This is a genomic window from Acinetobacter proteolyticus (genome assembly GCF_000367945.1).
GTDB classification, from domain to species: domain Bacteria; phylum Pseudomonadota; class Gammaproteobacteria; order Pseudomonadales; family Moraxellaceae; genus Acinetobacter; species Acinetobacter proteolyticus.
The window spans coordinates 35,245-61,145 of the sequence record NZ_KB849178.1 but is presented as its reverse complement, the minus strand read 5'-3'; the positions used below and the strand labels follow the sequence as shown (position 1 = coordinate 61,145).

24 protein-coding genes are annotated in these 25,901 nt (G+C 42.2%); 9 read left to right on the top strand and 15 right to left on the bottom strand.

Features of this window, described 5'->3' with window-relative positions:
* Positions 1–38: 38 nt before the first annotated feature.
* The 6 genes from adeK to sdsA form a co-directional block, all read right to left on the bottom strand.
* Positions 39–1,502, bottom strand: a complete 1,464-nt coding sequence (gene adeK, locus F993_RS18175; RefSeq protein WP_004652237.1) for a multidrug efflux RND transporter AdeIJK outer membrane channel subunit AdeK — start codon at positions 1,500–1,502, stop codon at positions 39–41.
* 5 nt (positions 1,503–1,507) lie between these two features.
* Entirely contained in the window at positions 1,508–4,681 is a 3,174-nt protein-coding gene (gene adeJ / locus F993_RS18180; protein ID WP_004652236.1) for a multidrug efflux RND transporter permease subunit AdeJ, read from the bottom strand.
* Between the two features lie 12 nt (positions 4,682–4,693).
* Positions 4,694–5,944, bottom strand: a complete 1,251-nt coding sequence (locus F993_RS18185) for an efflux RND transporter periplasmic adaptor subunit (protein ID WP_004652235.1) — start codon at positions 5,942–5,944, stop codon at positions 4,694–4,696.
* The gene (locus F993_RS18190) at positions 5,931–6,581 is read right to left on the bottom strand and encodes a phosphatase PAP2 family protein (RefSeq protein ID WP_004652234.1); all 651 of its coding nucleotides are present in this window, start codon (positions 6,579–6,581) and stop codon (positions 5,931–5,933) included. The genes F993_RS18185 and F993_RS18190 overlap by 14 nt, the downstream gene beginning before the upstream one ends.
* A 603-nt stretch (positions 6,582–7,184) precedes the next feature.
* Positions 7,185–9,233 carry a site-specific recombinase gene (locus F993_RS18195; protein ID WP_004652233.1) on the bottom strand — a complete coding sequence of 683 codons (2,049 nt, stop codon included), beginning with the start codon at positions 9,231–9,233 and terminating at the stop codon, positions 7,185–7,187.
* A 14-nt stretch (positions 9,234–9,247) separates the two neighbouring features.
* On the bottom strand, positions 9,248–10,225 hold the full coding sequence (gene sdsA, locus F993_RS18200; RefSeq protein WP_004652231.1) for an All-trans-nonaprenyl-diphosphate synthase: 978 nt from the start codon (positions 10,223–10,225) through the stop codon (positions 9,248–9,250).
* A gap of 450 nt (positions 10,226–10,675) precedes the next feature.
* Between sdsA and rplU the strand changes: the two genes are divergently transcribed.
* Positions 10,676–10,987, top strand: coding sequence for a 50S ribosomal protein L21 (gene rplU / locus F993_RS18205; RefSeq protein ID WP_004652230.1), 312 nt, complete (start codon positions 10,676–10,678; stop codon positions 10,985–10,987).
* An 18-nt stretch (positions 10,988–11,005) separates the two neighbouring features.
* Entirely contained in the window at positions 11,006–11,260 is a 255-nt protein-coding gene (gene rpmA, locus F993_RS18210; protein ID WP_004640422.1) for a 50S ribosomal protein L27, read from the top strand.
* Positions 11,261–11,327: 67 nt separating this feature from the next.
* Here rpmA and F993_RS18215 read toward each other — a convergent pair whose 3' ends face one another.
* Complete coding sequence (locus tag F993_RS18215) at positions 11,328–12,197, bottom strand: pirin family protein (protein WP_004652229.1); 870 nt, start codon at positions 12,195–12,197, stop codon at positions 11,328–11,330.
* A gap of 290 nt (positions 12,198–12,487) precedes the next feature.
* Here F993_RS18215 and lolA point away from each other — a divergent pair, with 290 nt between their 5' ends.
* The 5 genes from lolA (at position 12,488) to F993_RS18240 (ending at position 17,475) form a co-directional block, all read left to right on the top strand.
* Positions 12,488–13,186 carry an outer membrane lipoprotein periplasmic chaperone LolA gene (gene lolA / locus F993_RS18220; protein ID WP_004652228.1) on the top strand — a complete coding sequence of 233 codons (699 nt, stop codon included), beginning with the start codon at positions 12,488–12,490 and terminating at the stop codon, positions 13,184–13,186.
* Between the two features lie 122 nt (positions 13,187–13,308).
* The gene (locus tag F993_RS18225; protein WP_004652227.1) at positions 13,309–14,073 is read left to right on the top strand and encodes an RsiV family protein; all 765 of its coding nucleotides are present in this window, start codon (positions 13,309–13,311) and stop codon (positions 14,071–14,073) included.
* Positions 14,074–14,181: 108 nt separating this feature from the next.
* Complete coding sequence (serS, locus tag F993_RS18230; protein ID WP_004652225.1) at positions 14,182–15,453, top strand: serine--tRNA ligase; 1,272 nt, start codon at positions 14,182–14,184, stop codon at positions 15,451–15,453.
* A 67-nt stretch (positions 15,454–15,520) separates the two neighbouring features.
* On the top strand, positions 15,521–16,894 hold the full coding sequence (cysG, locus tag F993_RS18235; RefSeq protein ID WP_004652224.1) for a siroheme synthase CysG: 1,374 nt from the start codon (positions 15,521–15,523) through the stop codon (positions 16,892–16,894).
* 110 nt (positions 16,895–17,004) lie between these two features.
* The gene (locus F993_RS18240; protein ID WP_004652223.1) at positions 17,005–17,475 is read left to right on the top strand and encodes a tRNA (cytidine(34)-2'-O)-methyltransferase; all 471 of its coding nucleotides are present in this window, start codon (positions 17,005–17,007) and stop codon (positions 17,473–17,475) included.
* Positions 17,476–17,486: 11 nt separating this feature from the next.
* Here the strand turns inward: F993_RS18240 and F993_RS18245 are convergent, their stop codons facing one another.
* Together F993_RS18245 and F993_RS18250 are read right to left on the bottom strand one after the other, a co-directional pair.
* A complete protein-coding gene (locus F993_RS18245) occupies positions 17,487–17,867 on the bottom strand; it encodes a VOC family protein (RefSeq protein WP_004652222.1) in 381 nt (126 codons plus the stop codon).
* Between the two features lie 15 nt (positions 17,868–17,882).
* Positions 17,883–18,266 (bottom strand): winged helix-turn-helix transcriptional regulator, encoded by a 384-nt coding sequence (locus F993_RS18250; RefSeq protein ID WP_004652221.1) that lies wholly within the window; start codon positions 18,264–18,266, stop codon positions 17,883–17,885.
* Between the two features lie 117 nt (positions 18,267–18,383).
* Between F993_RS18250 and F993_RS18255 the strand changes: the two genes are divergently transcribed.
* Positions 18,384–18,938 (top strand): flavodoxin family protein, encoded by a 555-nt coding sequence (locus F993_RS18255; RefSeq protein WP_004652220.1) that lies wholly within the window; start codon positions 18,384–18,386, stop codon positions 18,936–18,938.
* A 155-nt stretch (positions 18,939–19,093) separates the two neighbouring features.
* Here the strand turns inward: F993_RS18255 and F993_RS20645 are convergent, their stop codons facing one another.
* Positions 19,094–20,395: a hypothetical protein gene (locus F993_RS20645; RefSeq protein WP_004652219.1), complete on the bottom strand. Its 1,302-nt coding sequence runs from the start codon at positions 20,393–20,395 to the stop codon at positions 19,094–19,096.
* 383 nt (positions 20,396–20,778) lie between these two features.
* Here F993_RS20645 and F993_RS18265 point away from each other — a divergent pair, with 383 nt between their 5' ends.
* A complete protein-coding gene (locus F993_RS18265) occupies positions 20,779–21,183 on the top strand; it encodes a PH domain-containing protein (RefSeq protein ID WP_004652218.1) in 405 nt (134 codons plus the stop codon).
* A gap of 53 nt (positions 21,184–21,236) precedes the next feature.
* Here F993_RS18265 and F993_RS18270 read toward each other — a convergent pair whose 3' ends face one another.
* From F993_RS18270 to F993_RS18290, 5 genes are all read right to left on the bottom strand, one after another.
* On the bottom strand, positions 21,237–22,631 hold the full coding sequence (locus tag F993_RS18270) for an APC family permease (protein ID WP_016541349.1): 1,395 nt from the start codon (positions 22,629–22,631) through the stop codon (positions 21,237–21,239).
* A 268-nt stretch (positions 22,632–22,899) separates the two neighbouring features.
* A complete protein-coding gene (locus tag F993_RS18275) occupies positions 22,900–24,084 on the bottom strand; it encodes an iron-containing alcohol dehydrogenase (RefSeq protein ID WP_004652215.1) in 1,185 nt (394 codons plus the stop codon).
* Position 24,085: 1 nt separating this feature from the next.
* Entirely contained in the window at positions 24,086–24,619 is a 534-nt protein-coding gene (locus tag F993_RS18280; protein WP_004652214.1) for a hypothetical protein, read from the bottom strand.
* A gap of 81 nt (positions 24,620–24,700) precedes the next feature.
* Positions 24,701–25,354 (bottom strand): lipoyl(octanoyl) transferase LipB, encoded by a 654-nt coding sequence (gene lipB, locus F993_RS18285; RefSeq protein WP_004652213.1) that lies wholly within the window; start codon positions 25,352–25,354, stop codon positions 24,701–24,703.
* A 148-nt stretch (positions 25,355–25,502) separates the two neighbouring features.
* Positions 25,503–25,790 (bottom strand): YbeD family protein, encoded by a 288-nt coding sequence (locus tag F993_RS18290; RefSeq protein ID WP_004652212.1) that lies wholly within the window; start codon positions 25,788–25,790, stop codon positions 25,503–25,505.
* Positions 25,791–25,901 lie beyond the last annotated feature (111 nt).

Here is a 25,901-nt window from a genome sequence, read left to right as displayed (position 1 = left end):
CTCACCGAAGTGAGCTTTTTTATTCGCAAAAGATGAAATTATTTTTTTGCGTAATGTTGTTCAGCGCTAGATGGCTGATGTGTTACCGTTTCACTGCTAGACGCTTTGAGGCCACCGCCTAAAGTTTTGTACAGTTCAACTTGGTTATTCAAGTTTGCTTGTTGTAATAACAATAAGCCTTGTTCAGCTGAATAAGCAGAACGTTGTGCATCCAATACGGTTAAATAGCTGTCAATACCAGCACGGAAGCGGGCATTTGAAAGTTTATACGTGGTATTGGTGGCATCAACCAAACGGCGTTGAGCGGTTAAACGGTCGCCAATGTTGGCACGCGTTGCCAAAGCATCATTCACTTCACGGAAAGCGGACTGTACTGATTTTTCATAATTAGCCAGTGCAATTTTCTGATCAGTTTCAGAGATCTTAACATTGGCCTTACGTGTACCCCAGTCAAAAATTGGGATATTCAGGCTTGGACCAATAGACCAGACACCATTGCCTGCTTTGAACAGATCGCTCAAGTCAGTAGATGCATAACCCGCAGAACCGGTTAAGCTAATGGTTGGGAACAGTTGCGCTTTAGCAGCACCAATATTCGCACCGGCAGCACTTAACTGGTATTCAGATGCTTTCACATCTGGACGGTTGTTAAGCAAGTCACTTGGTAGGCCAGCGCTAAACACGTTCTGTTGCGTGATACTTGCCACTTGTTGTTGAGGAAGCAAGTTCTGAGGAACTTGCTGACCAACAAGCAAGTTCAACAAGTTTTGTGCTTGAGCCACTTGAGTTTTGTAGTTCGCAACATCATTACGTGCCGTTTCAACCGAAATTTGTGCTTGGCGCACTGGGATTTCGCTATCAATACCCACATCAAAACGTTTCTTGTTCAAGTTAAACGAGTCTTGTTGAGCTTTCAGCGTTTGATCCGCAAGTTTCAATTGTGCGTTCGCGTATGAGTAGTTTAACCATGCTTGAGTGACTTGGCTGATTAAACTGATCTGCGTTGCATCACGTGAACTTTGCGTTGCAAGATAGCTATCCAGAGCAGCATCTTTCAAACTACGTACACGACCCCAGAAATCCAACTCATATGCAGTCAAACCTAAGCCGACTTGATAGGTTGAATACGGGTTATTTGGATCACGGGTAGGGGTCACTTGACGAACCGCACTCCCACTTGCGCCAATCGTTGGTAACTGGTTGTTTTCCGAGATCTGGTATTGCTGCTGAGCTTTTTGGATATTCAACGTAGCAGTACGTAAATCACGGTTATTGGCAAGCGCGAGATCAATTACTTGAAGTAAGCGCTGGTCAGCAAAGAAATCTTTGTAACCTTGTTCAGCGATTGATTTTCCAGAAGCATTGCCATAAGAGGCGAAGCTTTCAGGAACATCTGAGCTTACAACAGGCTCTGGCCCGCGCATACTTTGGCAGGCAGCCAAAGATAGCGCGAGTGCAGAGATTGCAATGCCACGACTGGAAATAGACCATACAGTTTGCATCACGATCAATGCTCCTGAGTATTTAAAGTTTTAGGTTTGTACTTAAAGATACTACGAATCCACACGAAGAATACAGGGATGAAGAAAATACCTAAAAGTGTTGAAGAAATTACACCACCCAGTACACCATAACCGACCGAGTGTTGGCTACCTGCGCCAGCACCACTGGCAAGGGCGAGTGGTAAAACACCGAAACCGAATGCCAATGTGGTCATGATGATTGGACGTAAACGCATTTTCGCAGCATGCAGTGTTGCTTCAAAGAGTTCTTCGCCTTGTTCCTGTAATTCTTTCGCAAATTCGACGATCAAGATCGCATTCTTCGCGGATAGACCAATTACGGCAACAATCGCAACCTGGAAGTAAATGTTAAAGGATAAGTTTGGATCACCTTTAATCAGCATACCTAACCATGTCAAGGTAAATGCACCCACGATACCTAAAGGTACAACTAGTAATACCGAAACAGGTACTGACCAGCTTTCATAGAGTGCAGCAAGACACAGGAACACGATCAAGAGTGAAAGAACCAATAGAGGAGCCGTTTGGCTACCAGAATCACGTTCTTCTAAAGATAAACCTGTCCATTCATAGTCGAAACCAGTTAAGCCCATAGAAGGTAACTTACCAATGATTTCTTCCATTGCCAACATTGCATCACCAGAGCTGACACCTGGTGCAGGCGTACCTTGAATGTTAACAGATGATACGCCGTTATAACGCTCTAAACGTGGTGAACCATAGGTCCATTCACCTTTGGCAAAGCCAGAGAAAGGAACCATTTCGCCTTTATTGTTACGCACATACCACTTGTTCAAGTCTTCAGGCATCATGCGGGTATCCGCTTCACCTTGGACATAAACTTTCTTCACACGACCACGGTCAACGAAGTCATTGATATACGAACCACCCCAAGCCATGCTCATGGTGCTGTTAATATCGGCAATACTGACACCCATTGCACCTGCTTGCGCTTGATCAATGGTGATCTGGTACTGAGGTGTATCTTCTTGACCATTTGGACGTACACCTGCAAGACGTTTGTCTTGAGACGCCATGCCTAAAATCGCATTACGTGCAGCAATCAGTTTTTCATGCCCTTGACCGCTTGCATCTTTCAACTGAATATCGAAACCAGAAGCGACACCCAATTCAGGCATTGCGGGTAACTGTAATGGCATGATGTAAGATGCATCTTTCACAATCATGTTCAATGCCATACCACGTTGAATGATGGCACCAATCTGTGATTCTGGTGTGGTACGTTCGCTCCAGTCTTTTAATTTAATAAAGGCAAGACCCGCGTTTTGACCCACCCCAGTGAATGAGAAACCAGCAACTGTAAAGATTGACTCTACATTTTCTTTTTCCTTATTCAAGAAGTAGCCCGTCATGGTATCAATGACTTTATCGGTACGTTCCAAGCTCGCGCTCGGTGGTAACTGAACTAAGGTCATCACCACACCTTGGTCTTCTTCTGGCAAGAATGAAGATGGTAAAACTTTGTAGATACCAACCAAAGCTGCGATGACAACAATATAAAGTACGCCAGAGAATAATTTGTGGTGGGTCATACGATTGACGCCGCCTTGGTATTTCTCTGAAAGTTTTTCAAAGCTACGGTTAAACCAGCGGAAGAAACGCGCGAAAATATTGTTGCTTTCCTGCTTGTTTGGATCGTGTTGTTTTAACAAGGTCGCACACAGGGCAGGGGTAAAGGTCAATGCTACAATCAAAGACAAGATCATCGCGGTAACCAGCGTGATCGAGAATTGACGATAAATCACCCCAGTGGTTCCACTAAAGAACGCCATTGGTACGAATACCGCTGTTAACACACTGGTAATACCGACCAAGGCACCCGAAATCTGACTCATCGACTTTTCAGTCGCAGGGACAGGTTCCAGATGTTCTTCCTGCATCACCCGTTCCACGTTCTCGACGACAACGATGGCGTCATCCACCAACAGACCGATAGCCAGTACCATTGCGAACATGGTCAAGGTGTTGATTGAGAAGCCGAAGATATTAATCACGGCAAATGTACCCAATACAACCACAGGTACGGCCAATGTTGGAATAATCGTTGCGCGCCAGTTCTGTAAGAACAAGAACATCACGATGAATACCAAGACAACGGCTTCAATTAGCGTATGGACAACACTTTCAATCGAAAGACGAATAAATGGTGTGGTGTCATACGCAAGCTTGTCTTTTAAACCGCTTGGATAGTTATGACGTAACTCAGATAAACGCTTTTCAACTGCGGCAGCGGTATCCAGTGCGTTGGCGCCTGTTGCCAGTTTGATTGCAACACCGCCTGCAGGACTACCATTAAATTTAGAGTCGAATTGATAGTTATCTGAACCCAGTTCCACACGTGCAACATCACCTAAACGAACTTGAGCACCACCTGACGTATTTTTCAGGAAGATGTTTTTAAATTGTTCAGGAGTTTGCAACATGGTTTGTGCATTCACGGTTGCATTGAGTACTTGACCCGCAGTCGATGGCGCACCACCGAGCTGACCAACTGCAACTTGTGAGTTTTGTGCACGAATGGCTGTTGCAACATCATTTGGCGTTAGGTTAAAGCTCGTGAGTTTTGCTGGATCTAACCAGATACGCATTGCATATGAACCACCAAACACTTGGAGTTCACCTACACCTGCCACACGACTCAGTGGCTCAGAAATATTTGAGTTCACATAGTCTTTAATGTCAGATGCAGAAAGGCTGTTATCTGGTGAGTAAAAAGCAATAACTTGCAAGAAGCTTGCACCAGACTTAGTCACTTTTACACCTTGACGTTGTACGTCAGCAGGTAACAATGCTGTTGCTGATTGCAGTTTATTTTGAACTTGTACTTGGGCGATATCTGGATCGACACCTTGTGCGAAGTTCAAGTTAATTGATGCTTGACCATTACCCGCACTATTCGATGAAATGTAACGTAAACCATCCAAACCATTCATTTGTTGTTCAATGATTTGGGTGACCGTATTTTCAACGGTTTGTGCAGAAGCCCCAGGATAAGTTGCAGAAATCGTTACCGTGGGGGGGGCAATTGTCGGATATTGTGCAACTGGCATTTTTGTCAGCGTGATAATCCCCGCCAACATAATGACCAGTGCGATCACCCAAGCGAAAATTGGGCGATGGATAAAAAATTGAGCCATGCAATCTACCCCTTAAGCTTCTGAAGTTGCTTTTTGTTCAGCTTTTGGTGAATTGGCTTGTTTTTGTTCAGCAGCTTTTGGTGCTGCATTTTGACCTTCAGCTGCTTTTGGTTGGTAAGGTTTAGCAGACACTTCTTGTCCTTCTTTCACCTTGGCAACACCATCAACAACAACCTTATCACCAGCCTGTAAGCCTTCAGTTACAATCCAGTCCTGACCTTTGACACCCACGGTTTTAATTGGGCGTGTTTCAATTGCACCTTTGGCATTGACCACCAAGGCAATTGCTTGGCCTGTTGGTAAACGAGATACAGCTGCTTGAGGAATCAGAAATGCATTTGGTAAAACACCTTGCGAAATTTTAGCCGTTGCATACATCCCTGGTAATAACAGGTGGTTTGGATTCGAGAAGACTGCACGTAAAGTCACAGTACCTGTATCGGGATTCACACTTGCGTCAGAGAAAGCAAGTTGCCCTTCGACTGGGTATTCAGACCCATCTTCTAGCGTGATTTTGACACGGGTATTGTTACTGTTATTTAAACTGCCTTTGCTGAGTTGTTGGCGTAAACGCAATAATTCAGCACTTGATTGGTTGATATCAACATAGATTGGATCAAGTTGTTGAATCGTCACCAACGGGTCAGCTTGGTTTGCAGTTACCAAAGCACCTGGCGTTACCGAAGAACGGCTAGACTGACCAGAGATTGGTGCGCGAACAGTTGAGTAACCCAAGGTAATTTCAGCATTTTTTAATGCAGCTTCAGACGCAGCGACATCCGCTTCAGCCAATTTTACTTGAGCATTGATATCGTCATATTCTTGTTTAGAAACCGCATTGGTTCCTACCAATTGACGATAACGCCCTTCTTTCACACGCAATGCATTTAAGTTTGCTTGTTGACGCAATAACGTTGCACGAGCATTGTCTGCTGTTGCACGGTTGGTATTTGCATCAATTTGATAAAGTGCTTGACCTGCTTGAACGTAGCTACCTTCAGCAAATAAACGTTTTAGAATCACGCCACCTGTTTGTGGACGTACTTCAGAAACTTGATATGCAGAGGTTCGTCCTGACAGTTCGACGTTTTGTTCAACGCTTTGTGGTTGTGCAACAATGACACCAACTTCTGGAGGCGGCATTTTTTGAGCAGCAGCAGCTTGCTGTGCATCTTTAGGATCTTTGCTACAACCAACAAGCGCAATGCTTGTTGCTAATGCGCAAGCAGTTAGGGCAGGAGCCCAAAGCTTAGCCGACATCATTATTCCACCTCAATTTAGATTTTTTATCTAAAAACAAATTATTGCTGAAAGTGCTTTGATACAGCCCAAACCAAAGCAAGGAAGTCCAAATCAACCCAATTCCCCAACCGGCAAGTACGTCAGTTGGGTAGTGAACCCCCGCATAAACTCTAGATATCCCCATGAAGATAAACCATAAAGTAGATACTAAAATGACACTGGTGCGATATTTGTGTTGTTGACACAACAACATGGCTAAACTCGCAAGGGTTGCAGCATAAAGGCTATGGGCACTTGGGAAGGATGCACCATAGCTTTGAACCAAGTGATAAAACTCCATTGGTCTTGGCCGATCAATGCTCCATTTCAGAAGCCAACCAATCACAATGCTGCCAATCACACTTAAAGCGATAAATGTCACATTCTTATAATTTTTAATCCACGTTTGGTAAAGACACAAAAATGTAGTTAAAAATAGTAAAAAAGGCATTCCGCCAAGCCGAGAGAGCAGGACTGTCACATGATTAAGCGTAAATGAACGGTGCTCAAAAAAAGCTTGAACACTAAAAAGGTCTAAAGTTGATGTGTTGGAAAGAAGTAATCCAATCACACCGAATCCTAAAAAAAAGCAACCAATACAAAGCAATAGGTACGGCATGCGCTACTCATTATTTGCTTAACCATTATTCAGGGTTGTTGAGTGTTTGAAAGTGTACTCGCGAGTACACTTTTGGTCAAGTCTTGAAATTTTATGATAATTTCATTTTGATGTTTTTTTAAGGCTTAGTAAAAAAACATAACAAAATTTGATGTATATCTCACTTTTAATTGAATCTATGCCTATATTGAAAAGTACCTTTTTAAGCTATTTTCTCAACAACTTAAGTCATTATCTATATTGCAAATTTGCTTTGCTTAACATCTTTAACTCAAGCAAGAGAATCAGTATTTATGTAGGTAATATCCAATACAGTACAATATTCAAACAGTAAAACATCAACAGCGAATAAGTTGTTTTACATCATTTTGGCAGTTGGTTTAAGCGTACAGAAGCATTATTTAGATCTCTCATTTAGTCGAGATACTTATAAACGGTCGTCATCGTATCTCCTTAGTAAAAGGGATACCATGGCTGAGAAGTAATCTATTGAATAATAGACGCTGGGAATACCAACCCATTTAAACTATTTTTGGTGGCTTGATTATACGCAAAAATAGTTCAAATGTTAGACTTGTACTTTGTTGATTTTTCTGTACAAAGCTAGTGTGATGACGACGCATTTTTATTCTGTTCTTCCACCTCGACAGGTTGCTTAGGTGGCCAGAAAAAATCGCTTGGTCTAGTTAGGAAGTGAGTGGTCACTAACTTTGCAAGAGGCTTCCATTGAGCAAAACGAACACGACGCGCACGTAGTGCAACAATAATTGTTAAGGTAAAGCTGACAAATAAGTTGGTTAAGCCGATCAGCATCACGCCGAGGAATGACACTAAAATTAAACCAATATCAGGCCCACCAATGGTCATTAAACCTTGAATAAAGTTGGCAGAAGCGAATGCGATGTGACGGATATCTAAGGGCAAGCCTAAAATAAATCCAATCGTTCCCATACTACCCAGCATGATCCCGAACAAGAAGTTACCCGCCAATGCGCCAAGATTGGTTTCAATATAGTTAGCGAATTTATCTAAACGCGGTTGTCCCATCCAACGTTTTAAACGTCGATGCTGCTTTAAGCGTGGTCCAACTTTACGGTAAACCGCCAAGTTATCGAAATATCCCGCAATCAGGCCTGAAAAAAATAAACAAACACCTGCAATTGCCGCATGTGGAACAGCTAGTGAGGTAAAGGGATTGAGACTGTGTAGCAATGCAGCTGATTTGGCATGATTGAGCAAGGGTTCACCGAGATTGTATTGCCACAAAAAGGTAATCAGTGCCGCGGTTGGGATTGCAATCGAGATATTGCCTAGAATGGCAATGAACTGGGTTCGGATAATATTAATAATCAATGCGGCCAGTTCGGCAATTTGTGCGGTCTTGCTGCCTTTTTGCTGCTGTACGGTTGATGCCAATGCTGCCGCCGTCATTGCAGGTTGCTTAGTCGCCACAGTAAAGTGCAGTACATGAATGAGCATAAAACCAAGCGCATAGTTCATACTATATAAAAAGGCATGACCAAACGGTGCAAGTACCAAGCGTGCAGTTAAAATTTTCAGCGTTGCCATGGTCGCAATGATTGCACCAGCACCTGCAGCTGCCTTGTACATGCCAAAGAAGCCAGCTTTGTCGGTACTGACATAATGTTCGCCTGTTTTACTGGCATTTTCAGTCACCTGTAAGGCAATCAATTCACTGGTAGAGGTTAGTAAATGACGTACACTTTTTTCATTGTAATGTGCTTTAGTCAAGTCAACGATCAATTCGCCTAATGCGGTATAACGTGCATCATTCTTACTGGCTAATAGCGTTAGCAGCAGCTCAATCCGATCAATCGCTTGTTCTAAGAGCGACAATAAATAGGTCAGGCTGATACTAACCCCAATCCGCTTGGTGGCACGACGAATTTTTAACACCACTTCACGACATTGATCTAGCATCACAAAGGCTTGCGAAGCATCCGGTGGCGGTAAAACCACAACTGCATCTTGATCATCAATCTGCTTTTTGTATTTCTCGATGAATTCTACGATTTCTCGGTTTTGCACCAGAAAAGGGGATTCATATTCAGTAATTTCAGGCTGAGCATTAATAAACTCAGGATAGAGGCCGATACCGCTAATCCGATAGGACAATACGGTAATGGCTTTAATCAACTCATTTTTTGAAATCTGTTTTTCAATGGTATTGCTTTGGCTTTCACCTAATAGATTGAAGAGTGTAATCCAGTCCTGATTCTCAATCAGATCAAGCCATTCACCGTCATTTTCTTGATGGAACACTTTTCCAATCAAAGTCTTGAGTTGTTGTCCATCTTCGACTAAAGGAAGGAAATGTGCACCTAAACGTTGTCCCAACTGATTCCAGAAACCATCCAGCGATAAAATTCCGCTGTCAGCATATAAGCTTAACTGTTTATATTGGCTAATGAGCTTGAGTAAGAAGTTTTGCAGTAGGATGGCTGAGGTTGGGGTCAGTAATAATATTTTGATCAGCGCATGAATACGTTGTTTGACTTCATCCGCATCATTTGAATTTTTGGGGCGGATCCGATTGACCAGTTCAATCAGCAGTTGTTCATCAAGAACAGCTTGAGGTTGGTCAAGCTGTTCCTGCATTTTTAAAAAAAGATCAGATAAAGTTAAATGCATAGGCAGTCAGAAAATTATTGTAGTCGATGTAAAGCCATTAAGGTCAAATTGATCAGTGCTTGGCGATATTCATTATCTGGCAGCGCTTTTAACGCTTCTAAAGCGGCATCCGTTTCCTGTTGGGCACGTGTTTGACAGTAATCTAGGCCACCTGAGTGATGAACAATTTCAATCACTTTATCTAAATGTTCAACACCACCCGTTGCAATACTACGACGAATGATCTCGTGATCATTACCAGTTGAATGGGCTAATGCTGAAATTAACGGTAAAGTTGGCTTTCCTTCCATTAAATCATCACCAATATTTTTACCTAATGTTTCCGCATCAGAGGTGTAATCTAAAATATCGTCGATAATTTGAAAGGCATTACCAAAATGACCTGCGAAGCGACGTAAAGGTTCACGGTATTCTTCTGTTCCCGCCAGAATAGCTGCCCCTTCGGTAGCAAGTTCAAATAAGCGGGAGGTTTTACCGTGGATAATTTTTAAATAAGTTTCTTCTGAGGTTTCGGGTTGGTGCTGCGATTGAAGCTGCAAGACTTCACCCTCTGCAATTTCACAGGTGCCGGTCGAGAAATCTTTTAATAAGGTCATATTGTTTAAATCGACCAATAGATCAAACGCACGTGAAATTAGAAAATCACCAACCAAAACCGCAGTTTGGTTGTTCCATGTTGCATTTGCCGTTGGACGGCCACGACGTAAACTTGACTCATCAACTACATCATCATGAACCAAAGTTGCGGTGTGCAGCATTTCAATCACTGCAGCTAAATGTTGTGCCTGCTGCATATTGGCGAGTCCACAAGCGCGTGCTGCTAGTAAACACATAATGGGACGCATGCGTTTGCCGCCTGCTTCGACCACGTGTTTGCTGACACTCATTACTAAACCTACTTTCGAACTAATTCCTTCATTAATCAGGCGATCCATCGCAGCAAAATCTGTCGCAACAGGGGAGAGAATGTCTTGCTTAAAATCGATAACCATATGAAGAAAAACCTCGTATAGGTGGGTAGTGTTGCCAAGTGTATCAATTAATCTGTGACTAAACAGTTATACAGACTGCGTAATCTGTCATTTAAAACACGATGATGCGCTCTTTGGTCTTAAATTAGACAGAAAAAAGGGAAGTTCCCACCAAGCGCCATTACTTTACTTATGGCACTGTAAAAACACAGTTTGTTATTGTCACAATTTGTTTTCAAAAATGTATTTCAAATCTTGATCAGAATCAATCAAAACGGTTCGTCATCAATCTAATTGATTTTGCTTAAAAATCCAAGCAAGTTATCGATATACATGTGTTTATGTAAAATCACTTGTCGTTTGATCAATTTTCACTTAAAATTTGTCCCCTTGTATAACCCCAGTGGCGTTCGTCTTAAGATCGATATGTCCCTTTATCGGCACGACGACACGGGCAAGTTGGAGTACATTATGTACGCAGTAATCCAAAGCGGTGGTAAACAGCACCGTGTTGTTGAGGGTGAAACCCTTAAAGTAGAATTATTGAAAGCTGAAACTGGCGCGACTATTACGTTTGATGACGTATTAATGGTTGTTAACGGTGACAACATTCAAATCGGTGCTCCAGTTGTAGCTGGCGCAAAAGTAACTGCAGAAGTAGTTGGCCATGGTCGTCACGACAAAATCCGCATCATCAAAATGCGTCGTCGTAAACACTATCGTAAACAACAAGGTCACCGTCAATGGTTTACCGAGTTGAAAATTACTGGTATCGCAGGCTAATACGAGGAGTAAATAGACATGGCAACTAAAAAAGCCGGTGGATCGACGAAGAACGGTCGTGATTCGAATCCTAAGATGTTAGGTGTTAAAGTTTACGGTGGTCAAACTGTAACTGCTGGTAACATCATCGTTCGTCAACGTGGTACAGAGTTCCACGCTGGTGCAAATGTTGGTATGGGTCGTGACCATACTTTATTTGCTACTGCTGACGGCGTAGTAAAATTTGAAGTGAAAGGTCAATTTGGCCGTCGCTATGTAACTGTTGAAGCTTAAGTTTTAATAGTTCGAGAAAACCCGCGTTAAGCGGGTTTTTTTATGCTGCTAAGTTTTGAATTGTGATTTAGTCTGAAGCTTTTCCAAAGTTACCCGTTTTTAAGTCTTCATAGGCCTGTAAAATTTCCTCATAACTGTTCATCACAAAAAAGCCATGTCCATTGATCGGCTCTTGCAAGGGAGGTGCGGATAAAAATAACAGATCACTATCCTCTAATGCAGTAATCGCAACATCTGTATCAAAGCTGGACATCACCGCTAAGGCTTGTTCTTCTAAAAGGTCTTCATGTGCTGCGAACTGAAGCTTGCCTTTACGTAAATAAATTAAAGTCGTGTCTCCATGATTGGCAGGCAAGGTAAGTTGCTGTTGTTTATTCAGATGGACATCTAAGACATTCATGGGACTATAAGTGTGGGCAAGGCCCTGAATATTCCGAAACTGTCCGGCGACGACACGGACATAACCTGCGTCATTTTCAAGTAAGCATTTTGGAATTTTGTGATTCTGTAAGCTTTGATAGCGAGGTGCAGACATTTTATCTTTTGCGGGAAGGTTGACCCACAATTGCACCATTTCAAAGTATCCACCACGCTCACGAAAAGCAGGACTAAAATGTTCCGTATGCTGAATCCCAGAAGCCGCCGTCATCCATTGCACATCGCCTTGCGCAATGATACCGCCTTGACCCGTAGAATCTAGGTGTTGTAATTCACCAGCGAAAACAAAGGTTACGGTTTCAAAGCCGCGGTGTGGATGTTCATTCACACCTTTCTTCGTACTTTTGGGCGACAAGCGTCCTGGCCCTAGATGATCTAATAATAAAAAGGGCGAGGTGGTATTGCCCAGTTCCTGATAAGAAAAAACGGAAAGGGCCGGATAAAAATCGCCAATCGCAAAATGCGTGTCATTACGGTGGATAAAGGCAAGACTTTTCATGAATGATGCTTATTAAAATCATTGGCATTTAGCTTAGCAAATGCGAATGATTCGTCTAGATGAGAGTTAATCAATAATTTTCCCTAAACAGACATTGACGGATGCTGTCGGGAATGGTCGAAAAGTTATTTTTCGTTCTTACAATCTCTACATAAAGGCTGCAACTTCATACATAATGCAGAACTTTGCGACACGAATTACACAAAACCGTTGCTTTTCTTCATTTTTTTAATGATCAAAAACAGTAAGATGTCGTCATACCAGTAGAAATCTGATAGAAGGTTGTTTTTATGAATTTCGTAAAAAAAATGGCTTATGCTGCAACGTTAAGTGCAATGACACTTGCTCCTGTTGTGAGTAGTCAGGTCTTCGCTGCACCAGTCGCTGCATCGGCTCAGCAAGCGACCACAAGTTTGGTTCAACAGTTATCTGGCTTGCAACGATTCACCGCAGATTTTGAACAAACCACAAAAGTAGCTAACAGTAATAAAGCAGTACAAAAAAAAGGTTTAACTGCTCAACACATGAATCAGACCTTTAAAGGAACCATGAAAGTTGAGCGTCCTGGGAAATTTTATTGGGAAACCACCAGCCCAGCCAAACAAACCATTGTGACTACGGGTAAAGTGGTGTGGATTTATGATCCAGACTTGCAGCAAGCCGTTCGTCAAAGTCTAGATGATCAAATTGCCAATACCCCAGCATTATTGTTATCGGGCAATACCAACCAGATCATGCAGTCTTATCGTGTGACTCAACCAGACCGTAGCAAGCTGTATTATACCTTGTATCCAAAACAGGAAGATGGAGCATTCCAAAGCTTGACCATTAGTTTTGGTGGCAATAAAGCACCGAATTTGATGGTATTGCAAGACTCTTTGGGTCAAACCACTTATGTTCGTTTCAATAATATTAAAGTGAATCAGGCGATTCCAGCCTCAGTGTTTAATTTCACGCCGCCTAAAGGCACCGATATTATTGATCAGTAATTCTCTGCTTTACTTAAAAAGCCGCATATGTTGCGGCTTTTTTAATATGTAGTGTGGATACATTTCTTAATTTTATATTTCTACAAGGCTTTGTATAGTGAAGAAAAACATCAGAGACTTGCATGACGATGAATACTTCACAACGATCAAAAATTATTCCACTTCTTCCCATCCTGACCGTCGTTGCACTTGTAGGTTGCCAACCTAAAAAAGACACCGCTGCGACAACTGAAAAAGTCGATATTCCATTGATTCATGCAAACGTAGTGGCAGTTAAAATTCCAAAGCAGAAAGTCTGTTTGGAAGATGGTTGTACCACTTATGATTTACAAACAGTTGAGACCAATCAGAAATGGATTGATGAATATTTCGTGAATCGGATGAAAAAGGCCGAGCCGAATGCGTTTTCCAATATTGCGGATCAAAAAGTAAAAGTCCCAGCAGATGAACCATCGCAAAGTGAAAGCAGTACCTATGTGCGCTTTGTTGGGCAAAATTATAATCTAGCGACTTTTGCCATTCAGAGCTATTCCTATTCTGCAGGTGCAGCCCATGGCATGTCACATCAAGAGTTTGTCAATTTTGATTTAAGCAATAAAAAACATATCACGGTCAGTGAATTGCTAAAGCCTGATATGAATACCAAACTACGTGATGAGCTGTATGCATCTAATCAAAACTGGTTGCAAGACCACAGCATTAAAAAAGAACAGTTACAGGTCAGTGATAATTATTACTATGGGGTAAATGGCATTGTCTTTGTTTATCCACTCTATGAATTGGCCTCTTATGCAGAAGGGATGAGTGAGTTGACCTTGCCGTACTACGCAGCCAAACAGTTTGTGAAGGCGGAATATTTACCAAGCCTGCCAAAAGATCCCAACTAGTTTCGATGCAGCATTCACATATGATGTGTAGATGCTGCGCAATCGCTGTATTTTTTTAGGTTAAAGCCTTACACTATAGCCAGTTTTTTTCTCTATTCATGATTGATTATGATCGACCCAAAATTACTTAGAAATAATATTGAAGCAGTGAATGCTGCTTTGGCAAAACGTGGTATTCAGCTAAATGTGCAAGAGTGGGCTGATTTAGAAGCTCGCCGTAAAGATTTGCAATCCAAAGCTGAAAACTTACAAGCAGAGCGTAATGCTGGTGCGAAACAAGTCGGTCAAATCAAAAAATCGGGTGGAGATGCTTCTGAAATCATGGCGCGTATGGCAGCCATTGGTGATGAAATCAAAGCTGCAGAAGTGGCTTTGGCTGAGTTGCAAGCTGAGCTAGAGCAAAAGTCATTGGCGATTCCAAACTTGCCAGATGAATCTGTTCCCTTTGGTAAAGATGAAAGCGATAACCTTGAAATCTTGAAGTGGGGCACACCACGCCAATTTGATTTCGAAATCAAAGACCATACCGACCTTGGTGAAATGATGGGCGGTCTGGAGTTTGAGACGGCGACCAAATTAACAGGCTCACGTTTCAGCGTATTGAAAGGACCTTTGGCGCGTTTACAACGTGCTTTGACCCAGTTCATGCTCGATACACATACCCTCAAAAACGGTTATACCGAAGCTTATGTACCGTATTTAGTCAATGCAGACAGCTTGCGTGGTACAGGTCAACTGCCTAAGTTTGAAGAAGACTTATTCAAGCTACAAGGTGAAAAAGAGTATTACCTAATTCCAACCGCTGAAGTGCCAGTGACCAACTTCGTTCGTGACGAAATTATTGATGCGGATCGTTTACCACTAAAATATTCTGCACATACCCCATGTTTCCGCAGTGAAGCAGGTTCTTATGGTCGTGATACCCGTGGTTTGATTCGCCAACACCAATTCGACAAGGTCGAAATGGTGCAAATCGTAAAACCAGAGCACTCTATGCAGGCACTTGAAGAATTGACTGCACACGCAGAGGGTATTTTGCAGGCATTGGGTTTACCGTACCGTAAGATTTTGCTCTGTGGTGGTGACATGGGCTTTGGCGCAGTTAAAACGTATGACCTAGAAGTCTGGGTGCCGAGCCAAGATACCTATCGTGAAATTTCAAGCTGCTCAAATGTGGGCGATTTCCAAGCACGTCGTATGAAAGCACGCTACCGTGTTGATCAGAAGAAGATCGAATTGGTGCATACCTTGAATGGTTCTGGTTTAGCGGTGGGTCGTACCTTGCTTGCGGTGATGGAAAACTATCAACGCGCTGATGGTTCAATCGAGATTCCAGAAGTTTTACGTCCATATATGGGCGGTGTTAGCTACATCGACTAAACTTTGCATCGAATTTGTGCATAGTTTTTGCTTGAGCTCAATCAGATTGAAAATATAGAGGCGTGACGTGGAAATTTTCCCAATCTCTTTAAAGTTGCAGCAGCAACATTGTCTGATTGTGGGTGGTGGGCATATTGCCTACCGCAAAGCAAATCTGCTCGTCAAAGCGGGTGCAATTGTGGATGTGATTGCACCAGAAATGATTCCTGAATTAGGCCAACTGGTTGAGCAATCAACAGGGCAATATATTCAGGCGCCTTTTTCTGAAAATGTTTTGTCAACGCCTTACCGCTTGGTGATTGCTGCGACAGATCAGCCTGACGTCAATAAAAGCGTATTTGAACAGTGTGAACAGCGTAATCTGTTGGTCAACAGTGTCGATGATATTCCGCATTGTCGTTTTATGGTGCCAGCGATTATTGATCGCTCACCCTTGGTGATTTCAGTGGCTTCCAATGGCGCATCGCCAGTGTTATCCAGACAATTGCGTACTCAGATCGAAACCATTGTGCCGCATGGCATGGGTAAATTGGCTGAGTTTTCGGGGCAATGGCGTAAGCAAGTGAAAGCCAAAATTGCCAATCCAGATGAACGTCGTATCTTCTGGGAAAACCTGTACGCCAGTCCGCTGAAAGAACAGGTTTTCAATGATAATATTGATGTAGCCAATAATCTGATTGAGCAGGCTTTAACAGAATGGACTGCACCGAAAGGTGAGGTGTATTTGGTCGGGGCAGGTCCGGGCGATCCAGAACTGCTGACTTTAAAAGCATTACGTCTAATGCAGCAAGCCGATGTGGTGATTTATGATCGCTTGGTATCGGCACCCATCTTGGAATTATGCCGCCGTGATGCTGAAAAGATCTATGTCGGTAAAGCGCGTTCTAATCATTCGGTTCCACAAGATGGCATCAACGCTTTATTGGTTGAATATGCACAGCAAGGTAAACGTGTTTGTCGCTTAAAAGGTGGCGATCCCTTTATCTTTGGCCGTGGTGGAGAAGAGATTCAGGAATTGGTGCAAGCCAATGTGACGTTCCAAGTTGTTCCGGGTATTACCGCAGCTTCGGGTTGTTCGGCTTATGCCGGTATTCCACTAACACATCGTGATTATGCGCAAAGTGTACGCTTCCTGACAGGGCATTTAAAAGAAGGCTCGCCTGAGTTACCTTGGAATGAATTGGTTTACGAAAACCAAACTTTAGTTCTTTATATGGGACTGGTCGGTTTGGAACGTATTTGTGAACAATTAATTGCCCATGGTCAGCGTCCAAGCATGCCTGTGGCGTTAATTTCCAAAGGTACCACCCCTGATCAGAAAGTGGTAGTGGGTACATTGGCGGACATCGCAACCAAAGTATCAGAACATCAGATCGTAGCGCCGACTTTAACTATTATTGGTGAAGTGGTCAGTCTACGTGAACAGTTAAAATGGCAATAGAATCCCTCCTTGCGGAGCTATAACCGCTCCTCACCTCTTTAAAAAAGAGGGGGAGTTCCTCCCTTTTTCAAAGGGAGGCTAGGAGGGATTATGAAAAGTAGAGAAAATTTGTGATTCATGTCGTCCTATACGAGCCTGAGATTCCAGCGAATACAGGTAATATCATTCGTCTATGTGCCAATACCGGTGCGCAACTCCATTTGGTCAAACCTTTAGGCTTTGAGCTGGATGATAAAAAGTTGAAACGTGCCGGTTTGGATTATCACGAATGGGCAAGAATGCAAATTTGGGACACTATCGAACTTTGCCTTGCTGATTTAAAGGCGAAGGGTGTGGAGCATGTTTTTCCGCTCACCACTAAAGGCACAGCAACACCACATACGGTTGATCTGAATCGTCCAGTTGCCTTGTTGATGGGACCTGAAACCCGTGGTCTGCCTGAGCAAGTGCGTCTCATGTTCCCGCAAGAGCAATGGATTCGTTTGCCAATGGCAGAAAATTCAAGAAGCTTAAACCTCTCGAATGCAACCGCCGTGATTGTCTATGAAGCGTGGAGACAGCAGGGCTTTAAACAACTCTGATTTATCGTGCTTTAGATATCACCGTATGGACTTGCCACAACCAGCGTATAGCCATTCGGGTCCTTAAACCAGATTTCGCGATGATGCGCATTCGGGTTATATTTCGGCCCTTCCAAAATCTCAACGTGATGAGTTTGTAGCTTTTTGACAATCTCATCAAATTGATCGCTTTCAAACCAAAGCAAAACCCCGTTACCAATCAGCCGTTTCGGATCGCCGATATGTGAGTGGTCATGGGCTTGCCATTGGTGCAGTTGCAGTACAAGGCTTTGCTCAAACAGCAATTGTTCATATTCTCTGCCGCCATGTCCACTTTCTAAGCCCAGCACAGTTTGATACCACTGACTGGTTTTCTCCACATCGGTCACAGCAATTAAAGGTTGTGGGTACATAGACACCTCACAGCATCATTCGAGTTCTTGTTCCTGTATCGTATCAAAACGTCGTTGAGCGTAAATCACCTGTTCAATATTGCTTTCTGCCCAATCTTTGAGTTGATACGCCATTTCTGCCACCTCTAAACCGAGTGTTGTGAGTGAATAATCGACTCGAATTGGAGCGGTATTCTGCACTTGGCGCTCGATAAATCCATCTCTTTCCAACATTTTTAGCTTTTGTGACAATACTTTAGGTGAGATGCCTTGAATGTTTTTTTTCAATAAATTGAAATGTTGGGTTTCTCGCGCAAGCACATTAATGATCAACAGCACCCATTTATCTGCAATTTTTTCAAAAAATAACCGAGCAGGGCAATGTTGTTGATAAATATCGTATTTTAATGCCTGATTCATAGCGATAACCCTCATTTTCTCAATCGAATGTCAGTAGTTACCAGTTGGTAACTAATTGACACCTAGTTTCTTAAATATATCATTAAATCGAACTTTTGAAAAATTTTGGATACTCTCATGACACAAATTGCGGTTGTTTACTTCTCGGGCTATGGCCATACCAAAGTGGTTGCTGAAACTTTTGCGGGTGCGATTGAAGCCTCTCTGATTGAAATTGATCAGAATGGTGAAATTACGGAACAGGATTGGCAAACACTCAATAATGCACAAGGTATTGTGTTTGGTGCACCAACTTATATGGCGGCAGCCCCTTGGCAGTTCAAGAAATTTGCCGATGCTTCTTCAAAAATCTGGTTTACCCGTGGTTGGCAAGACAAGGTGTTTGCGGGCTTTACCAATAGCGCGAGCCTGAATGGTGATAAGCAGGTTACCTTGATTCAGTTACAGACTTTGGCTTCTCAGCATGGTGGTATTTGGGTGAGCTTGGGATTATTGCCAGCCAATACCAAAGATGCAAAACGTGAAGATGTAAATAACCTAGGTGGTTCAGTTGGCTTGTTGGTTCAATCACCATCAGATGCAAGTACCGATGAGATTCCAACAGGGGATTTGGAAACAGCGAAGCTTTATGCACAACGTGTGAAATCGATTGTTGAAAAATTGTATGGTTGATTTTTGTGTTAATTAAAAGGTCGCTGCTTTAATTATGTGGCCTTATTATTTTGATGATCGTCTAAATGATCTTCTCATTAAGCACAAAAAAACCGAGTTTATAATTAAACTCGGTTTTTAAATTGCAGAGGATTAATCAGGTTGAGATAAGAGGATTATTCAAGCACGGGCCCCGCTTTAGGTGACCATTTTGTGAGTATGTCATTTATAGCAGTTTTGTTGTACTGATAGCTTAGACTGTGCTGTCCTTTCAGTGGAGCTTGATATTCCCCGCGAACAACTTGTCCTTGATATTCATACCATGCCAATTGCCCATCAATGATACCAAAGTAATCAGCCATCGCTTTTTTTGCCGTTTCATCACGTGTATTAAATACAATACGTGCAGGGCTATCGCTAGTGGCATTAATGACCTGATAGTTGAGGACATAACTACTGGTCACTTTAGTTTCTGAATTTGTGGTGGTGAAATCTGCTTCATTAGCAGCACGTAAACGGACACTCGCTGTATTTCCACCATTGCGAAGCCATGCCTGTTTGTTCACAGCGTCAGTTAATGAACTTGCAATACTAGAACATGGACTAATGCTACTACATGTATAAATTGGCAGTGGATCATTCTGTGTTGTAAACACAATGTGTACTCGGAGAATGCTATAGGCTGGCTGAATCACATCACGAATCCAGCTATAAACTTTTGCCCCTGAGCTAAATTTTTCAGTATTCACAACATCAGGCCATTTTCTACCATCACCAAAGCCACGATTGAGTCCCTGAGCAAGGTTTCTATTACTAATATCTTGTTCTAAAAGGGTTAGGTATTGTATGCCCTGATCATCAACTAATTGTACTGTTTTAATTCCTGCAGAACCTACAGGTCCATTACTGGCTTTTTTACCGCCATTACTTTCAATCCATTGGTTTTTTTCACGACTAAAAACCAATTGAGGCCATAGATCTTCTCGCCATCCGTTAAAACCAAAACCGCTAGTTGCGTAAGTATTCATACTTAAATTATTCGTACTACTTGCAAATTCTCTGTTATAGCTCGATAACCGTACTGGATCGTACATCACCCAATAGCTCATTGAATAACGGCTATTTTTCTGGTCATTTAAAAATACTAATGGTTCAGTAATATAGCTAAAGTTGGCTTGATCATCTGTTTTCGTTTGGTCTGGAACTGGCGTAGGGGTTGGCGTCGGTGTCGGTGTCGGTGTCGGTGTCGGTGTCGGAGTTGGCGTCGGTGTTGGGGTAGGCGTAGGTGTCGGTGTTGGCGTTGGCGTTGGCGTTGGTGTCGGTGTCGGTGTCGGTGTCGGGGTAGGCGTTGGTGTTGGGGTAGGCGTTGGTGTAGGTTCAGACGAGCTTGAACCTCCGCCACTACCAGAGTCAAACCAACAAGCACTGAGTGCTACAGAAAGCAGGGCAACACCGCTTCCTTTCACGATATTTTTCATTATTTTGATTCCCTCTGTTTTTGTGGTGTTTAAAAATCAATTTGATTTTTAACTTTCAAATATTGTTAGATTTTTTTTAATCATAATGCAGCTGGGAAAGGGAAATAAACAAAAGGCCTCATCAGGTTAATAAATTGGTTTTAAATGTTTTTTATTCAAGATGCTTTACATCTGAATCTTTTGATCACTTTGATTTTTTTGATTATATTTACTGCGAACATATTAAACTTTCATCCATATTAATATGTGCTAAATAGAATGCTTTCATACATTATTTTTTAATAATTAATTTTTAAGATGTTTATTTCTAATAAAGGAAAGAGAGATAAAAATAATTGTGAAAGCGATCTCATAAATACTTTAAATCACTTATCGGGGTTGTTATGGAAAATGTAGAATGGCAGGGGACACCTTCTCAAATCAGTAATCTTGCTTACTTTGTTGTATGTGGTGTTTTATTCTTTTTGGTCATTCCTTTGCTATTGATCTTATGGCGTTGGTTACAGACCAAATATACAAAATACGAATTAACTTCTGAGCGTTTAATTATGTCCAAAGGGGTGTTGAATAAAACCACCAATCAATTGGAACTCTATCGAGTCAGAGACTATCGACATGAGCAACCGTTTTTTCTACGTATTTTTGGCCTAAGTAATATTGTGCTGATCAGTACCGACAAGACAGATAAAGTTCTAAACCTGATTGCCATTCGTGATGGTGGAGACTTAATTACTCAAATTAGATCAAATGTCGAAGGCTTAAGAAGATCAAAGTCGAGAATTATTTAAAGTTAAGCGCATAAAAAAGGCGCATTCAGCGCCTTTTTTATTACCTCATCAGATTAATGTCTGTCATCAAACTCATTATGCTGTGGCGCATTGTATTTGAAGCCTTTGGTCTTGTAAGCAAGATAACCGACACCGATGACGGCCCAAGCTAAACCAATCTGTAAAGCCAATTTATCAATTTCTAACCACATCATAAACACGCTGGCGAAACCCAGTGTTGGAATAATAATGTAGCTGATAATATCTTTTGGCGTCTTGTTCTTACCATCTCTCAATGCATAGCGAGAAATCACCGAGAAGTTAACAAAGCTAAATGCAGTTAATGCACCAAAGCTAATCAAGTTCACGATATGCTCAAGATCAAGGAAACCCGCAGATAAAGCCACAACACCCACAATCAAGATGTTGTAAGTTGGCGTATGTAAACGTGGGCTAATATGACCGAATAATTTCTTATTGATCACGCCATCACGACCCATCACATACATCAAACGCGATACACCTGCATGTGCCGAAATACCTGATGCCATTACTGCTACGACTGCAAAGTATAAAACCATGGTTTTAAATGCAAGGCTACCAATGGCTGCAACCATCACCGGTTGAGATTCATCCAGTGGGTTGAAGTAGGTATTCGGATTACTTGGGAAGTAAAGCTGAATAAAGTAGGTGCTGACAATGAAGATGATACCTGCAAGCAATGCTGTGGTGAAAATTGCACGTGGCAAAGTCTTTTCAGCATCTTTGGTTTCTTCTGCAAGTGAAGAAAGCGCATCAAAACCCGTAAATGAGAAGCATAGAACGGTTGCACCGGCAATTAACGCCCCGACAGAGGTCATTTCATTCCAGAATGGCGCAAGCGACCATAACTCGGCTTTGTCTGGATTCAGCGTGCCATCGGCATAAACACCTTGTGTAAGCAGGATATAGACCTGATATACAAAGTAGAAAATGACACCGAGCTGGATCACCACAATGGTACTGTTAAAACGTGCGACAAATCGTGCACCAAACAGGTTAATTACGGTCATGAGCACGGTTAAGCCAATTACCCAAATCCAGTTATTTACTTCTGGGAAGAGTGCTCGCAGATAAATATCAGCAAGAATGATATTCACCAGGGGGGAGAGCAAATAATCTAACCACGAAGACCAACCCACCATAAAACCAACATTAGGGTGAATTGACTTTTGGGCATAGGTATACGCAGAACCAGAAGACGGATAACGACGAATCATGTGACCATAACTGATCGACGTTAAAAGAATTGCAACTAAGGCAAATATGTAGGAAGTCGGTACATGACCACCACTTCTTTCAGATACTAAACCAAATGTATCAAATAAAGTTAATGGTTGAATATAAGCTAAGCCAATAATGATAATGTGCCAAAGCACAAGATTCTTTTGAAGCTTCGCTGTTGGTTGAGTCCCAGATAAATTTGTCAACGGCGTTATCCTCATAATCGTTGATCAAAGATCAGCCATAGTGTTAAGGATCGTTTGAGACAAAAACGATCCCCCGTACAAAAAACGAAAGTGCGCCAATCTATCCTAAAACACTATAAATTGTCAGTACTTTTATGCTTTTTTTAGCAATTTTTTTGCCAATTGGGTAAAGAAATAGATGAATAAAGATTCACTTAAAATTAAAAAACCCCGATACTCAATCAATATCGGGGCTTTTAAGCAGGAATACTTGATTTAACTCAATGTATTACCATGCTTTTTGTAAGATTGCACGAATGTCTTGCAAGTTTGCTTCTTTCGGGTTGTAAATGATAGAACCATCATTCAGTGCCTTGTCCGCAACTTCATCCAGTTGTGCTTCAGTGATTTTACCTGTTTCACGTAAAGTACGTGGCAATTTGGTCAGGCTGAATAAGCGATCACGCATCGCCAGAATCGTGGCAATGGCTTTGTCTGCACGTAAGCTGGCTGGTGTTTGGGCATAAATATCAGCACCTGCCAGTGGCAACAGTAACTCACCAATCTTGTCGCCATTAATCTCTTTGTTGTATTCAAGCACGTATGGCAAGAATAAGTTCATGCATAAGCCGTGGGGCAGATGTGCAACTGCACCAAGCGCATGACCCAATGAGTGAACTAAGCCCACCATTGAATTAGAGAAGGCAATCCCCGCCATGGTGGATGCTTGTGCAAGTTCTAAACGACCTTGTGCATCGCTTGGATTGTCTAAAACTTTGAACAGATTTTCGCTGATTTTTTTAATCCCTGCGCTGGCATAGGCATCACTGAGTGGATTAGCAGCTAAACAGGTATAGGCTTCAACACAGTGCGTCAATGCATCCATACCTGTCATGGCAGTCAGATGCGGCGGCAAAGTCTGGGTCATGCGTGGATCAAGAATCGCAGCATGTGGCATCAAGTAATAAGAAGCAAAAGCCAGTTTAACATTGCGTTGGGTATCCGAAACGACAGCAACCATGGTGGCTTCCGAACCTGTACCAGAGGTGGTTGGAATCACAAAGAAAGGTTTCAGTGGTTTTGGTAGGTTATGTGCACCTGAATATTGCAATAAATCGTCACCACCTTCAGAGACCAAGATATTGGTTGCTTTAGAGGTGTCGATGACTGAGCCACCGCCAATCGCAATGATCGCATCACATTTTTGCTTGCGATACAGTTCTGCTGCTAAGCGAACCACTTCCAAGCTTGAATCGGGTGGAACATCATCAAAGATTGCACCAATCACCGCATCCGTGGTGCTGAATGCTGCTTCGATTGGGTTGAGTAAACCATTGGCACGTACGCCTTTATCGGTAATGATCATTGGGCGTTTTGCGCCAAGCGTCGCAAGTTCAAATGGGATATGCTCTAAGGCAGCGTTACCAGCAATGACTTTTACAGGACAGAAAAACTCGTAATAAGGCTTAGCCATGTTATGCGCTCCGTTTGAGATATGATTTTGCGACTTTAAGATAAATATTTTTTGCACCCGTGAATTTTTCTTTTAATGTTAATTCAGCAGGGTAGCGTTTGACTGCAAGTGAAGCGATTAGCTTAGGTAAGATCAGGGCTTCCATTTTATTCAAGCAACGCACCAGACGGATGGCGCTTGAAACATCACCATCGGCAATCATACGGTCATTGGCAAAGGCTTGTGCGGTACTTTCTTGGAAAGAAAATACCAAAAAGGCATGGGTTAAATGCTTGAAGGTAATGGTTAAATCAGGCTTGCCTTTGTAATTGGACAATAGCTCTAATTGTTTTTCTTCGGTTACTCGAGCAACAAATGCAGGTCCATTGGGGAAAACATTCATTGAAAGGATAAAACCTACAGGAAACTTCGACACTTCCTGTTGTACTTCATCATCCACTTGGCTTGCCATCACGAGGCCACGACCCACAACATCCATCATGAGTTTGACGTAGGCAAATTGCAACGTGGGCTTCACTGCTTTGGTTGAAATCACTTGCGTATCCCTTGTTAAAATTATGCAAAAGCTAATTTAGAGTATTTACTCTAATTTATTTTATTAGAATTGAAAAGTAAATTATTCAGATTTGACTACAAGGTCATTAAAGAAATCGGTATTTTGCAAATACTGGACAAAATCGGCACAGAGCTGTTCAAAACTTGGGTAGTCTGTCAGTAAGTCCTGTAAGCGCACCATTTCTAAGCCTGCATAACCACATGGATTAATAGTTTGAAAACCAGTGAGGTCACAATCAATATTCAGGGCAAGACCATGATAACTACGGCCACGACGAATTTTAAAGCCGAGTGAACCAATTTTGCGTTCATCCACATAGACGCCTGGGGCATCAGCTTTGGCATAGGCATTGATATTATATTTTTTGAGCAGATCAATCATGGCTTGTTCCGCAAAACTGACCAAGGTACGAACATGCCATTTCAAGCGATTCAGATCTAATAAGAAATAGGCAACCAACTGACCTCTGCCATGCCAAGTGACTTGCCCACCGCGATCAGTATGTACAATCGGCAGGTTGCTGTGCAGCAGAATGTGTTCAGGCTTGCCTGCTTGTCCTTGGGTGAGGACATCTTGATGTTGAAGCAACCAAACCTCATCAGGTGTGGTTTCATCACGATGGGTTGTGAAGTCTTTCATTGCTTCAAAACGAGTCGTGTAATCTTGTAGATCATTGAAACAACGAATGATTAAAGTCGGTTTTGCAGCGCTCATTACAACAGAATTTCCTTGGCAGCTTTGAATTGAGTAGTCGATGAATTATGTAATGAATTGAATCAGATATATAGGGATTTATCAAAACAGTGAGGTGTTGTTTTTTGCAAAAAAAATCCAAAATACTTTCGCATTTTGGATTTCTTGATTATAGCGCTGTCTTAATTAAAGGACAGGCTGCAAGGTCAGCGTATAAGGCATGAACTTGTTCCAACTCTTCAAAGCGCAATTGTGCAGTTAAAGAGTGGTATTTACCTGTGCGTGAAGGCTGTACTTTTACTGTGTCGCCATCAAATTCAGGGAAGTGCTTCTGCAAAATATCAACAACAGCCACTCGAAGTTCATCCCCTGCATTACCAATCAATTTGATCGGATAGTCCATCGGGAAAACCCAAAGATGTTCTTGCAATTCACGAGAAGGAGTGCGGTCTAACATGAGCAACCTCTTAATTTGAAACGCCTGCATCAGTGCAGGCGCTTTTGATCTAATACATAGATGGGGATGAAGTGTTGAACTTCAAGTCCTGCACTAAACCAATACCATGCA